Origin of the sequence: Posidoniimonas corsicana (assembly GCF_007859765.1) — a bacterium.
Classification (GTDB): domain Bacteria; phylum Planctomycetota; class Planctomycetia; order Pirellulales; family Lacipirellulaceae; genus Posidoniimonas; species Posidoniimonas corsicana.
Window position 1 is genome coordinate 3,375,944 of sequence record NZ_SIHJ01000001.1, and the last position, 13,724, is coordinate 3,389,667.

Consider the following 13,724-nt stretch of genomic DNA (forward strand, 5'->3'; position numbering starts at 1 on the left):
TTTCGGAAACGCGGCGTTGCCGCCGCCGTTAGCGGGGCAGCGCTAGCGGCGCCAGCATTGGCGGCGCCGTTAGAATCTGCTTATTCCTCGCAATCCTCCGATTCCCCTGGACCCGCCGCCCGCGATCGACGATAGAGCCCGATGCGTCGTGCTCCCCTTCTCCGTTTACCGGTGGTTCCATGGCGACCGACAACTCGGCGGCGCCGCCGCTGTTTTCAATCCGGTGGATCGCCTCGGCCGGGCCGCTTACCAAGCTCGGCCTGTGGGCTGCCGGTGTGGCCGCAGTCGCGGCGGTGATCCAACTAGCGGCCACCCTCGCGGGCGTTGAGTTCTGGGTTCTCGACAAGAGCGCCGGCGCCGGCGTGCTAATCGTTGTCGGGCTGTCGCTGCTGCTCGGCATGCTGGCGATCGAGAGCCGGCCGATGGCCGAATACGGCCTGGTGGTCGAACGCGACTGGCTCCGACACGTGGGCCGGGGCGTAGCGCTAGGGTTGGGGGCGTACGCCGCCTTCATCTTCTGGGCCTGGCTAGCCGGGACGGCGCACTACACCGCCGTTCCGCTCACCCCCACCCGCATCGGCAAGACGCTGCTGGCGGCTTTGTCCGCCGGCCCGATCGCCGCCACCCAACAGATCATCTTCGCCGGCTACCTGGTCAGCATCCTCCGCGAGCGCCACTCGCGGGCGGTGGCGGTCGTTGTCCCAGCGCTGCTGTTCGCGGCCGTTGCCGCGGCGGGCAAGCTCGGCACACCGCTCGCGGCGCCCTCATTCGTGGGGATGTTCCTGCTCGCCACACTGCTGGGGCTGTGGCGGCTGCGGACCGGAACCATAGCCTTCTCAACCGGCGTGCTGACGGGCTGCATCATCGCCCGCAAGCTGCTGTCGAAGACCGAGCAGCTCTGGCTGGCGCCCGACTCGGAGCACGCCTGGTGGTTCTGCCCCTACCGCGACCCGCGTTTGGGCGTTGGGATGTGGTCGCTGCTGGGGATCGGCATCGTCTGGGCCGCTTACGACCTGGCCCGCCACGGCGAACGCCGCGCGCAACCGGACGCGGCGGCCGACGCGGCGTTCAAGCGGGTGCTGCCGTTCTCGAATCTGCTGTCGTTCACCCCGCTGGACCGCTGGGCGGCGCTGCTGTGGCAGGCCCGCTTCCGCGTCGGCCTGAAGTACACGCCGCGGCTGGCGGTGACGCTGATCGCCTCGGCGCTCAACACCCTGATCTCTCTGCCCGAGCGGCTGCTCTGCCCGCTGCTCCTGCGGCGTGACCCGCCCGACCCGGTGTTCATCGTGGGGATGCCCCGCAGCGGCACCACCCACCTGCACAACCTGCTGGCGCTCGACCCCCAGTTCCGCTCGCCGCGGAACTACGAGGTGTTCAACCCCCACGGGTTCCTGACGGGCTGGAGCACCACCGCCTGCCTGGCGCCGGTGCTGTCCTGGCGGCGGCCGATGGACTCGATGCAGATGACCGTTATGTCGGCGCAGGAGGAGGAGTTTGCGCTGGCGGCGATGGGCAGCCCGTCGCCGTACTGGGGGTTCGAGTTCCCCCGCGAGATCGCCCGCCACGACGCCTACTGGCAGCCGGAGGGCTTCGCAGCCGCAGAAGAGCGTCGCTGGGCGCGGCACTACAAGCTGTTCCTGCGGAAGATCACCTGCTTCCGCCGCCGCACGCCGCTGCTCAAGAACCCCGCCAACACCGGGCGGGTGGCGATGCTCCGCAGGCACTTCCCGCGGGCCAAGTTCATCCACATCGTCCGCCACCCGCACGACGTCTACCGCTCGAACCAGCGGCTGGCGAGCCACGGCCTAGTGGTGTTCCAGTTGCAGGACCCGCACCCCGCGGACAACTACGCCACGCGCTGCCTGGAGAACTACCGCGCGCTGATGGACTCGTACTACAACGCGACCGACGACCTGCCGTCGGGCGGCGCGGTCGACGTGCGGTACGAGGACGTCGTCCAGGATCCGCTGCGGGCGATCCGCGCCGCGTACTCCGCGCTGGGCATGGAAGTGACCCCGGAGTTCGAACGCCGCCTGCAGGCCTACGTGGAGTCGGTCAGCGGCTACCGCAAGAACCGGTTCGCCAACCTCGACGCCGACGAGCGGGCCGAGGTCGATGGAGCGATGGCGCCCTATCTGCAACAATGGGGCTACGACCAGCCGCGTCGCGCCGCCGCTTAGCGGCCATGCCCCGTCCCGGCGTTGCCTCCATGCTGAACCGCGTACCGATCATCATCCGCCGCGGACTGTTTGTCGTGGTCGGGTTCGTTGCGCTGCTGCTGTCCGCGCAGACGCTCGTGGTGCTGGGGCTCGCCAACCCGGTGGTGGTGCAGGGGAGCTCGATGGCGCCCACGCTCGAGGGCCGGCGGTGGGTGCTCGACTGCCCGCGCTGCGGCCGCACGGCGACCATCGGCATCGATCAACGCCTGGCGGCGCCGCCGCCCGAGTGCCTCATCTGCTCGCACCCGCTGGCGGACGACGCGGTCCGACTCGTCGGCGCCGACCGGCTGTGGATCGACCGCGCGCCGGGCAGGCTCCGGCGGTGGGACCTGGTGGTTTTCCGCTGCCCCTACGACGCGCAGACCTACTGCATCAAGCGGGTCGTTGGCCTGCCGGGCGAGACGGTGTCGCTCGACGCGGGCGACGTGCTCATCAACGGCGGGCGGGCGACCAAGCCGCTCGCCACGCAGCTCCGGGTCCGCCGACTCGAACACACCCCGAGCGAAACCCTGCCCGGCTGGGCGGCGACCAGCGGAAACTGGCGGCTGCAGCAGAACGCGTGGCGGGGGATTGCCGAGGACGGCCGCATCGCTGAACTGCGGTACCTGGCGCCGGTCCACGACGACCTGCCGGGCAACGTCGGCGTCAGCCGGCGGTTCAACCCGCTCTCGGACCTAATGGTCGAGGCCGACGTCGAGCAGGCGGCAAACGCCCGCTGGCAGATCCAGCTCCCCGGCGGCCACGCCACGCTGGACGCCGGGCGGGGGACGCTGTCGCTCAGCAACGGCGCCCGCGAGGAGCTGGTCGACCTGCCGGCGCCCCTCCGACGGGTGCTCTTCTCCAACTTCGACCGCACGCTGCTGGCGGCCGTCAACGGCGAGGCGGTGCTGCGGCTGCCTGTTGTCGACGCAAGAATGAACCCCCGACCGGTGGTGCGCGTACTAGAAGCTAGCGTCGAGCTCGGTGGGCTTTCCCTCTACAAGGACCTCTTTTACGAGGGGACGCCGCTGGCGTTCGGCGCCGCCGGCGACCAGCCCTGGCGGATCGGCCCGGGAGAGTACTTCGTGCTGGGCGACAATCAGGCGGTTTCGGTGGATAGCCGGCGCTGGGATTCCGGCCCAGGGCTGCCCCGGCGGCTGATCGTCGGCCGGCCGCACCGCTGGCGCCAGCAGTAGCGGCAGAGCAGAAACCAACCGACCCCTGACTTTGTGGTAGAAACCGGCCACCCAGCGCGGGAAACTAGTCGCAGCGAGCGCCTCCGGCCGCCTCCTACCGCTGGCCAGCCCAGCCGACTCTTGTCCCTATCACGGCGTTAGGTGGGACAAAAGTCGCACTCACCCCGGACCGCCCATGGCGTTTGACACTGCTATACCAGAGTAGAACGAGAATCGACCCGCGTGATCCGCCCCGACTTTTGTCCCTAACGTTGCGTGCGCCAGAAGTGGACAAAACTCCCGCTACCGGTCGCGCCCCGCGGCCACTCGGCCAACATTCCGGCAAAGTTCGCGATGGGCTATAGTGCACGCCCTGCCCCGTTGGCGGTTCGCTAGCGCCGGCTTGGATCCTTCACCCAGCAGCTCCTGATGGCCAAGAAGAACAAGAACAAACGCCGCGGCCCCGACCCCACAACGCCGGCGGCGGCCAAGTCGAAGAAGAAGGCCGCCAAGCCGACGCCCACCCATGGGCAGGCGACCCGCGAGACGATCGAGTCGCTGGTCATCGCGTTCGTGCTGGCGTTCCTGTTCCGCACCTTCCAGGCCGAGGCCTTTGTCATCCCCACCGGCTCGATGGCGCCCACCCTGATGGGCCGCCACGCCGACCTGACCTGCACCGAGTGCGGTCAGCGGTTCCGCATCAACGAGAGCGAGCTCACCGACGCCGAGGTCGCCCAGGTGATCCAGGACCAGGCGGACCGGGGGCGCCACGGCATCACCCCGGCCCAGGTGATGGCCCAGTACCGCGGCGTCGCGGGGCAGTGCCCCGACTGCCGCCACTCGATGTGGCTCGGCCCGGTCGAAGGCGTGCCCGCCAGCCGGGACAGCAAGCCCCAGCGGTCCTACAGCGGCGACCGGATCCTGGTCAACAAGTACCTCTACTCGTTCACCGACCCCAAGCGGTGGGACGTGGTGGTGTTCAAGTACCCGGGCGACGCCGTGCAGAACTACATCAAGCGGCTGGTGGGCCTGCCGGGCGAGGAGCTGCAGATCGAGGGGGGCGACCTGTTCGTCCGCACCTCGGCGGACGACGAATTCAAGATTGTCGCCAAGCCGCCCAAGAAGATCCTGGCGATGCGGCAGCTGGTGCACGACACCAAGCGTGAGCCGGGCGAGCTGATCAGCGCGAACTACCCGCTGCGCTGGAACCCCGCGGGCGGGGAGTCGCTGTGGGAAGCCGACGAGACCATCGACGGCCACCAAGTCGACGTCAGCTACCGGGTCGACGCGTCGGACCAGACGAGCTGGCTGCGCTACGTGCACGTGCCGCCCAACGCCCAGACGTGGGTGATGTCGGAGAGCGAGCGCGTCGACCTCGCCGCCGAGGCCGAGCCGCAGCTGGTGACAGACTACAACGCGTACAACACCACCATCGACATGCGTCAGCTCCAGCGTCAGCAGGGCAAGGTGTTCATGCCGGGCAAGGACCGGGGCCTGCACTGGGTGGGCGACCTGATCGTCGACGCGAAGGTCGACATCCAATCCGACCAGGGCCGCCTGACGCTCGAGCTGGTTGAGGCCGGCTGCCGCTTCCGCTGCACCTTCGACGTGGCGGACGGCACGGCCGAGCTCACCGCCGTGCCGTTCGACGGCGGCGATGCGGTCTCGATCGCCCGCTGCGACCGCACCGGTGTGAAGGGCGACGGCCGCCACACGTTGCGGCTGGCCAACGTCGACAACCGGCTGACCGTGTGGGTCGACAATTCGGTGCTCGGCTTCGACGCCCCCACCGACTACGACGCCAACCAGCTGCTCGCGACCAGCGGCGCCATCCTTCCCCGCAGCAGCCAGGGGAACCCGGGCGACCTTTCCCCCGCCGGCGTTGGCGCCGAGGGCATGGAGGCCACCGTCGAGAACCTCGTGCTGTGGCGCGACATCTACTACATCGCCGAGAAGGCGACCTTCGGCAACCGCTCGCCTAACTTCACGCCGAGCGATTTTGAGCTGGCCGGCGACGAGTTCGACATCGCCGTCAAGACCGACAGCGGCAACGTCCCGCTGCCAGACCTGCTCCGGGACCCGGAACTGTGGAACGCGTTCCGCGCACGGCGGGCGCAGCAGTTCCAGCTGTCAGACGACCAGTTCTTCGTCATGGGCGACAACAGCGCCGCCAGCTCCGACGCCCGGCTGTGGGCCAACGGCAACGGCAACCGCGGCGGCGTGCCGGGCGGGCCGTACCTGGAACGCAAGATGCTCATCGGCAAGGCGGTCTGCGTGTACTGGCCGCACTCGTTCGACAAAGTGCCCGGCACCTCGCTCCCCTTCCCGCTGTTCCCCAACGTGGGCGACATGCGGCTGGTGCGGTGAACGCCTAAAGACAAACATCGTCAAGGAGGACGATCACGATGCCACTCTTGGAAGCCCGCGGGCTTGTAAAGTCGTACGGCCGCCGCCGCGTGGTCGACGGCGTGGAGTTTGAGGTGGAGCCGGGCGAGATCGTGGGGCTGCTGGGCCCCAACGGCGCCGGCAAGACGACCTCGTTCCGGATGACCTGCGGCATGGTCGAGCCGGACGCCGGCCGCGTGATGCTGTGCGGCAAGGAGGTCACGAGCTGGCCAATGTTCCGCCGCGCGAAGGAGGGCGGCATGGGCTACCTGGCGCAGGAGTCCAGCGTGTTCCGCAAGCTGTCGGTGCAGAACAACCTGCTGGGCGTTATGGAGATGCTCGGCGTGAACCGCCGCGAGCGTCGCCGGCGCACCGAGGAGCTGATGGAGCAGTTCGGCATCACCAAGCTGCGCCGCAGCCGGGCGATGTCGCTGTCGGGCGGCGAACGCCGCCGGCTGGAGATTGCCCGCTGCCTGGTGTCCGATCCCAAGATCATCCTGCTGGACGAGCCGTTCACCGGCATCGACCCGGTCACGATCGACAACATCCAGGGCATCGTGCGGGACCTGCGCGGCCGCGGGATCTCGATCCTGATCACCGACCACCAGGTGCGCGAGACGCTCGAGATCACCGACCGGAGCTACGTGGTCCGGGCCGGCAAGATCCTGTGCCACGGCCCTCCCCAGGAGGTGCTCAACAACCCGGACGCCAAGCGATACTACTTCGGCGAGGGGATCGAGCTGGGCGCGGCGTAGCAGAATATCGGCCCGCGGACATTTCGCATCGCCGAGGCCACGGGTGTATATTGGTCCCGCCAAGACTCACCCTACGCCGAGGTCCCTATGCTCCGCCTGCTGCTCGCAACTACCGTGGCCTGCTCCGTCCTGTGCACATCCGGCCGTGCCGCCAACCCCGACAAGCACGTCCTCGAGCTGCGGACCTACACGCTGACGGACGCCGAGGCGGAGAAGACGCTCGACGCGTACCTGGAGGGCGCCCTGATACCCGCCCTCAAGCGGCAGGGGCTGGGCCCGATCGGCGCCTTCGCTCAGGCCGAGCCAGATCCGACGGCGCCGCCGCAGGTGCTGTTGCTGATCGCGGGCGACTCGGCCGACGCGGTTGTCGCCGCAGAGCTGGAGCTCGCCTCGGACGAGGCCTACCAGTCCGCGGCCAAGCAGTACCTGACCACGCCGGCCGACAAGCCGGTGATCAGCCGGATCTCGAGCGAGCTGCTGCTCTCGTTCGACGTCTGGCCGAAGGCGACAGCCTCGAAGCAGAAGCAGGAGGGCCGCGACCGGCTATTCGAGCTGCGGACCTACGAGAGCCCCACCGAGCGGCTTGGCCACCTGAAGGTCGAGATGTTCAACTCAGGGGAAGTGCCGATCTTCCTCGACTCGGGCATCACGCCGGTGTTTATGGGTCAGGCGCTGGTCGGCGACAAGCTGCCGAACCTCACCTACATGACCGTCTACGACGACGTCGACTCCCGCGGCAAGGCGTGGAAGACGTTCGTCGAACACGCCGATTGGCAGGTGCTCAAGGAGGTGAAGAAGTACGCAGGCACCGTCAGCAAGATCCACAAGAGCGACTGGCGGCCCAAGAGCTACTCTGATCTGTAACGAAGGGGCAGCCCGCCGCCCGGTCGCAACCGCTTCATTAGCGAGTCCTCCGATGTGCTTGCGTTTCATTCGCGGTGTCGCTGCCGCCCGGTGGCTGATCATTGCGTCGGCTCTGATCGCCGCCACGCCGGCCCATGCGGACCCGGGCGACCCGCTCGCGGTGCGGCGTTGGCTGGGCGGGGCGATCACGATCGAGACCCACTGGGGCTTGAACCTGGTCGTCGACCCCGGGACCGAAAGCCGCGTGAAGCCGCCGCTTCGCACCGGCCAGCAGCAAGTTGTATCCACACGCGTCTACGACCATGTGCTCGAACGGACGCCAAATTCCGCGGAGGCCGAGTGGCGCCGTGCTCCGGTCGGCGCCGACGCCGCTCGCCCCAACGCTGTGCGGGTTCGAACATTGCAGCAAGACGCCAACGGCGCGGCCGTTCTGGCGATTACGGTCGACGAAGCGGTAGTGATCGTCGCGCCGCAGTCGCTGCAACGCATTGACCTGTCGGTGATCGCTGAGAAGCAACCGCCGGTGGACCTGCTGGTGCTCGGCGTCCCATCGAATGCCGGCAATGAGCTGAAGCGGCTCGTCGACGCCTTCAAACCGCGCGTCGTACTGTTGAATCCCGCCGACAGCCTCACCGAGGAGGAACTTGAGCAGGTCCGCAAGGAGCTCAGCACGAAGCAGATCGAGCGTCGAGCGCACAACACCATTGCAGTCTCGTCCGGCGGCCCCTCGCCCGCATCCACGCGGGTGGTTCTGATCGGGGAGTCGCCATGGACGCCGCCAGCAGAACTCAAGGAGCTGATCACCGCGATGCAGGAGGCCTGCGACGAGTCGCAGGCCGTCTTCGCGGGTCTCACTGCCGAGCAGCTCAACTTCCAGCCCCCCAATGGCACGCACACGCCGCGGTGGAACGCGGAGCACATGATGGGACGCCAGCTTCAGTTCTTCTCGCAGATCTACCACGCGCTGTCGCCGGAAATCCCGGTCCTGGACCTGAACCCGCGACAGATGCCAACGGACTACCAGCCGGCCCACCCCGACTGGGACGGCCAAGAGGAGGCCCGCCAGATGCAGCGGGTGATGGACTTCACGCTGCGTTTCGCGTACCTGCTGGACGGGGTCGACCTCGACCGGCCCGCCCCCGGCAGCCGCTGGACGCTCCGGCGGTTGCTCAAACAGATGCAGCGTCACTACGACGAACACACCGCCAACACCGTCAGCAAGTTCAACCAGCCGGGCTGGCCCGGCGGCCCGGCAGCGAGTCGATGATGCAACCGATGGCGCCACCCTACGGCAAAGAGTTCGCGGCCGCGTTCGCGTACAACAAGCGGCTCGCCGAGCAGGCCGCCGCCCAGCTGAACGACGAGCAACTGCACGCCGCACTGGACGGGCAGAGCAACAGCGTCGCGGTGATCATGAAGCACGTCGCCGGCAACCTGCGGTCGCGCTGGACCGACTTCCTCTCCAGCGATGGCGAGAAGCCGTGGCGCGACCGCGACGCGGAGTTCGTTGACAGCTTCGCCGACCGTCAGGAGCTTATGGACTGCTGGGAGGCGGGCTGGTCTGCGGTGTTCGCGTCGCTCGACTCGCTTAAGAACAGCGACTTCGACAAGCAGATCACGATCCGTGGAGAGAAACTCTCGGTGCCCCTCGCGATCGGACGGTCGCTCTCGCACACGGGCTACCACGTGGGACAGATCGTGATGATCAGCCGCACGCTCGCCGGCGACGCCTGGCAGACACTCACCATCGCCCGCGGGCAGTCGCAGCAGCACAACACCCGTAGCTGGGGCGAGCAGCAGTACCGCGGCGAACAGCGGTAGCCCCCTCGCCTAGTGCGTTGCAGGCGGCAACCCGCTCGCCGGGCGGATTCTCGTTTAAGAACCGTCCGTGGCGCTCCATACGTAGGTGGGCAGATCGGCGAGCCGGCCGCCACGATGCCGGCCCGCGACTCCCTAGGAACAGAACTCTGAAGCGCCCGTGGCTGGGCGAGGCGAAAGGGGCCGACAATGGCGGTGGGCGGAGCTGCGCGGGTGGTGGTTGGTCTGTGTGCCGCGTTGACGTCGGCCGCGTTGGCCGCTGCGGCAACCTACCCGCTGCAAGACCTGTCGATCAGCCAGGGGAACTACAACGGGATCTACTTCATCGTCCGCGACGCAAACGCGGCGCCGCCGACCGCTAGGGAGATCCGCCAAATCCGCGAGAACTCAACCGCCACACGCGAGTTCTACGCCGCCAACTCGGGCGGCACGTTCGACCTCCGCTACGAGCACGTCCTCGACGTGCCGCTGACACTCAACGCCGACGGCACGCGCATCGGCGACTGGATCGCCGACGCAGAGAACTACGTCCGCAGCCAGTACGGGATCGAGCCGGAGGATTACCACTCGAACGTCTTCGACGTGAGCCGGACCACCCCCGACCCGGACCAGGGCTGGTCGGGCCTGGCGTGGATCCCCAGCAACAACTACGCGGTGCAGGCCGATATCAACACGAGCTGGGGGCGGATTGTTGTCGACCACGAACTCGGGCACCGCATCGGCGCGCCGCACGCCGCCGCCTGGCGCAACGTCGACGACAGCAACCACACGCCCTACGTCTACAACTTTGAGCGGGGTCGGTACGACGTCTACGACGCTGGCCAGCACGGCAACCAACCAACCACGCTGGGCGTCCACCGCGATGAGTACGGCAACCCGTTCGACGTGATGGGCAACATCAGCCACGGGCACTTTAGCGTGCACGAGAAGCTGAACGACCTGCACTGGCTCAGCGACACCCAGGCGCCGGACCTCGACCAACTCGGAGAAGGCGTCTTCCGGATCTACGCGCACGACGACCGGGCCGTCACCTACGACAGCGACAACGACCTCTACGGCGTTGAGGCGGGCTACGCGGCCGACGTCCTCTACGGGCTCACCTACCGGCGGCAGGCCGAGGAATACACGCCCCACCGGGGCCGCTACACCACCGTGACCCAAGAGATAACCATCGAGTACCGCACCGGCCGAGACGGCGTGCAGTTCTACCTCGACGGCGCGATCCTGGACATGGACCCAGAAGGCGACCAGGACCGCAACAACCAGGAACGGGAACTCGAGGTCGGCCGATCCATCCGCGACATCGACTTCGCCACGTCCGTCTACCAGGGCAACGAGGGCGAGGACTTCCTCAGCCTCAACCCCACCGCGCCCCGACGCCCGTGGGAGGTGATGCGGGAGTGGTACGAGTTCAGCGTGCTCGGGCTGGGGAGCGACGCCATCGGCAGCTACGTCGACCTTGTGGTCGGCGTATCCGACTTCGTGATCGAGAACGCCGTCGCCGGCGACCTCAATGACGACGGCGTACTTACTACCGAGGACTGGCGGATCTTCGCCGCACACACGCACACCGATGTCCGGCTGCTCTCACCGACCAACCGGTACCTGCGGGGCGACCTCGACGCCGACGGCGACAACGACTACGCCGATTTTGTGCGGTTCAAGAACCTGTACGTCGCGGCGAACGGCGCCGCGGCTTTTGCGGCGCTGAGCGCCGTCCCCGAGCCCGCCTCGGCGGGGATCCTCGTGGCCGCGCTCGCCGTGACCGCCCTGCGGGGTGGCGGGCGAGCATGGCGAAAGTGAATAGACTGCGGCCCGTGATGGGTTAAACTGGGGCGGACCAGGCGCCTCACTACGCTACGGCAGTCTCTTCATGCTCCTCGCCGATCGAACGTGGCCCGACGCCGTCGACCTGGCTGGCCTCGGGGGGCTGGGTGCGTTGGCGATCGCACTCCCCGCGTTGGGTTACGCGCTGCTGTACCTCGACTACCGGGCCTACCTCCGCTCGCTACGCCGGGCCCTGGTGCTGGTCCGCGGCTACGCGGTCGCGGTCCCCGAGTGGGTCCGCCGGGACACGCCCCCCTGCTTCGTCGCGCTGGGGCTCTCGCGAGGCTGCACCACCGCGGAAGTGCTGGCCGCCTACCGGGCCCAGGTGAAGCGGCTGCACCCCGACGCCGGCGGCACCCGCAGGGCGTTCGCGCGACTGCAGAACCACTTCGAGGAAGCGATGCGGCTGGCCAGCGACGCGCACCCCTAGCGCGGCCCAGCCAGCGGCGCCGGCACGGGCCAAACTCTGCTCTTGGCACGCTACCGACTGGGTGGGTACTATGCCCGCCTGCGCCGGGGCCAGGACGGCCGATTTCGCCGGCGCAAGTTCGACACCATCGACGATTCGATGCGCCCGGGAAGGGAATCCCTATGACTCGTCCGTCCGCCGCCACGCTTGGCCAGTTGGCCGAGCTCGTCAGCGGCCGCCTGGTAGGCGACCCACAAACACCCATCCACTCCGCCCACCCCCTGGACGACGCCGTCGAGGGGTGCCTGACGCTAGCGGACAACGACCTCCGGGTCGGCAGCCTGCCCGGCTCGCCCGCTGCCGCCGCCGTGGCCCCGACCGGGAGCGACCTGGCCGGCATGCCCGGCATCCTGGTCGACGACGTCCACCAGGCGTTCGCGGCCGTCGTCGGCTACTTCCGCCCCGCTAGGGCGACCAAGCGTGTCGCCCTGCACCCGACGGCGGTCGTCGCAGAATCCGCCCGCATCGACGCCACCGCGCAGGTGCTAGCAGGGGTGGTGATCGGCGAGGACTCGGTGATTGGCCCCGGGGTGGTAATTTACCCCAACACAGTCGTCGGCGCGGGCTGCCGGATCGGCGCCGAGACTCAGCTCTTCGCCAACGTGACGCTCTACGACGATGTCACCGTGGGCGAGCGGTGCCTGATCCACTCCGGCGCCGTGCTGGGCGCCTACGGGTTCGGCTACTCGCAGCAGGAAGGCCGACACGTGCTGTCGGCCCAGCTCGGCTCGGTCGAGATCGGCGACGACGTGGATGTTGGCGCCGGCGCCACCATCGACCGTGGGGTGTACGGCCCCACACGGGTCGGCCCCGGCACGAAGATCGACAACCTTGTGCAGATCGCCCACAACTGCCAGATCGGCCGCTACAACCTGATCTGTTCACAGGTCGGGATCGCCGGCAGCACCTCCACAGGCGACTACGTCGTGATGGGAGGCCAGGTCGGCGTGCGGGACCATGTCACCATCGGCGACGGGGCTGTGCTGGGAGCGATGGCCGGTGTGAGCAACCACGTGGCCGCCGGCGCGAAGATGCTGGGAGCGCCAGCGGTGCCCGAACGGGTGCAGAAGCTGCAGTTCGCGGCGATCGCCAAGCTCCCGGCGATGCGCAAGGAGTTCAAGAAGCTGAGGCAGCTGGTTGCCGAACTGGAAGACGCGGTCAACGGGCCCCAGCCCCGGACCGCCAGCGAATCCGCCGCGTCCGACCGCGCCGCCTAGACGAGGCCACCGTGCTAGCACCGCCTCCCCGAGAGACAATCGGCCTGATCGCCGCGTGGGGTCGCTACCCCGTGGTCATTGCTGAGGCCCTCAAGCGTTCGGGGTACCGGGTGTCGTGCGCTGCTGTTCAGCGCCACGCCGACCCGGCGTTGCGCGACATCTGCGACCACTTCCAGTGGGTGGGGGCGGCCCGGATCGGCCAGGTGGTGCGGTGCTTCCGCCGCCACGGAGTGACCACCGCCACCATGGCGGGCAAGATCCACAAGGTCGAGATGTACCGCCCCCTGGCTTGGCTGCGGTACGCCCCCGACTGGACCACCATCAAGACCTTCTACCCCCACTTCGTCAGCCGCTCCGCCGACCAGCGCGACGACACCCTGCTCGGCGCGATCGTGCAGGCGTTCGCCGACCGGGGCATCCGGTTGGCGCCGGCCACCGACTTTGCGGAGGAACTCCTCGTGATACCTGGACTCATCGCCGGCGCGCCGCTCTCCCCCGCCCGGCAGGCAGACGCGGACTTTGGCTGGTCGATGGCCAAGGAAATGGGCCGCCTGGACGTCGGTCAAAGCGTCTGCGTGAAGGACCGGTCGGTGATCGCAGTGGAGGCTGTCGAGGGGACCGACCTTTGTATCCGCCGCGCTGGCGAGCTCTGCCCCAAGGGCGGGTTCACGGTGGTGAAGGTCGCCAAGCCGCAGCAAGACATGCGGTTCGACGTGCCGACCGTCGGCCGCGGAACGCTCGAAACGATGGTGGCCGCCGGCGCAAGCACACTCGTCATTGAAGCCGATCAGACCATCCTGCTCGACGAGGCCGACTTCCGTGAGTTCGCGCTCCGCAACAAACTCAGTGTGGTGGCGATGAAGTCGGCTGCCGCTCTGCGAGCGGCTGGGTAAGCGATCGCCCCGCCACCCCAATCGGGACCGGGCGCCCTCTCTCTCCCCCGCGCATCGGCCGACCTTGGGAGTCCCGCGGCATCCGCACGCCGATCCGCAAGCCGTTACTGACAATCACCTTAC

General features: G+C 68.3%; 11 protein-coding genes. All 11 read left to right on the plus strand.

Annotated features, from left to right (window positions below; genetic code table 11):
* Positions 1–179: 179 nt before the first annotated feature.
* The 11 genes from KOR34_RS12980 to KOR34_RS13030 all read left to right on the plus strand — a co-directional run bounded on the left by KOR34_RS12980 (position 180) and on the right by KOR34_RS13030 (position 13,601).
* Complete coding sequence (locus KOR34_RS12980) at positions 180–2,180, plus strand: sulfotransferase family protein (RefSeq protein WP_146564992.1); 2,001 nt, start codon at positions 180–182, stop codon at positions 2,178–2,180.
* Between the two features lie 29 nt (positions 2,181–2,209).
* A complete protein-coding gene (gene lepB, locus KOR34_RS12985) occupies positions 2,210–3,394 on the plus strand; it encodes a signal peptidase I (RefSeq protein WP_197531375.1) in 1,185 nt (394 codons plus the stop codon).
* 408 nt (positions 3,395–3,802) lie between these two features.
* Entirely contained in the window at positions 3,803–5,740 is a 1,938-nt protein-coding gene (lepB, locus tag KOR34_RS26705; protein WP_197531376.1) for a signal peptidase I, read from the plus strand.
* 38 nt (positions 5,741–5,778) lie between these two features.
* Positions 5,779–6,513, plus strand: coding sequence for an LPS export ABC transporter ATP-binding protein (gene lptB / locus KOR34_RS12995; protein ID WP_146564994.1), 735 nt, complete (start codon positions 5,779–5,781; stop codon positions 6,511–6,513).
* Between the two features lie 87 nt (positions 6,514–6,600).
* Positions 6,601–7,377, plus strand: coding sequence for an NIPSNAP family protein (locus KOR34_RS13000; protein WP_146564995.1), 777 nt, complete (start codon positions 6,601–6,603; stop codon positions 7,375–7,377).
* A gap of 58 nt (positions 7,378–7,435) precedes the next feature.
* Complete coding sequence (locus KOR34_RS13005; RefSeq protein WP_197531377.1) at positions 7,436–8,644, plus strand: DinB family protein; 1,209 nt, start codon at positions 7,436–7,438, stop codon at positions 8,642–8,644.
* Between the two features lie 8 nt (positions 8,645–8,652).
* Positions 8,653–9,198, plus strand: coding sequence for a DUF1572 family protein (locus KOR34_RS13010; protein WP_197531378.1), 546 nt, complete (start codon positions 8,653–8,655; stop codon positions 9,196–9,198).
* A gap of 186 nt (positions 9,199–9,384) precedes the next feature.
* Positions 9,385–10,998, plus strand: coding sequence for a hypothetical protein (locus tag KOR34_RS13015; protein WP_146564998.1), 1,614 nt, complete (start codon positions 9,385–9,387; stop codon positions 10,996–10,998).
* Positions 10,999–11,068: 70 nt separating this feature from the next.
* Complete coding sequence (locus KOR34_RS13020; protein WP_146564999.1) at positions 11,069–11,452, plus strand: J domain-containing protein; 384 nt, start codon at positions 11,069–11,071, stop codon at positions 11,450–11,452.
* Between the two features lie 161 nt (positions 11,453–11,613).
* A complete protein-coding gene (gene lpxD / locus KOR34_RS13025) occupies positions 11,614–12,708 on the plus strand; it encodes a UDP-3-O-(3-hydroxymyristoyl)glucosamine N-acyltransferase (RefSeq protein WP_146565000.1) in 1,095 nt (364 codons plus the stop codon).
* An 11-nt stretch (positions 12,709–12,719) separates the two neighbouring features.
* A complete protein-coding gene (locus tag KOR34_RS13030; protein WP_146565001.1) occupies positions 12,720–13,601 on the plus strand; it encodes an LpxI family protein in 882 nt (293 codons plus the stop codon).
* Positions 13,602–13,724: the final 123 nt, after the last annotated feature.

Coding starts and splice junctions, on each gene's coding strand:
- lepB (WP_197531375.1), top strand. CDS start 2,210: ATGCTGAACCGCGTACCGATCATCATCCGCCGCGGACTGTTTGTCGTG.
- KOR34_RS13015 (WP_146564998.1), top strand. CDS start 9,385: ATGGCGGTGGGCGGAGCTGCGCGGGTGGTGGTTGGTCTGTGTGCCGCG.
- lpxD (WP_146565000.1), top strand. CDS start 11,614: ATGACTCGTCCGTCCGCCGCCACGCTTGGCCAGTTGGCCGAGCTCGTC.
- KOR34_RS13020 (WP_146564999.1), top strand. CDS start 11,069: ATGCTCCTCGCCGATCGAACGTGGCCCGACGCCGTCGACCTGGCTGGC.
- lepB (WP_197531376.1), top strand. CDS start 3,803: ATGGCCAAGAAGAACAAGAACAAACGCCGCGGCCCCGACCCCACAACG.
- KOR34_RS13000 (WP_146564995.1), top strand. CDS start 6,601: ATGCTCCGCCTGCTGCTCGCAACTACCGTGGCCTGCTCCGTCCTGTGC.
- KOR34_RS12980 (WP_146564992.1), top strand. CDS start 180: ATGGCGACCGACAACTCGGCGGCGCCGCCGCTGTTTTCAATCCGGTGG.
- KOR34_RS13010 (WP_197531378.1), top strand. CDS start 8,653: ATGGCGCCACCCTACGGCAAAGAGTTCGCGGCCGCGTTCGCGTACAAC.
- lptB (WP_146564994.1), top strand. CDS start 5,779: ATGCCACTCTTGGAAGCCCGCGGGCTTGTAAAGTCGTACGGCCGCCGC.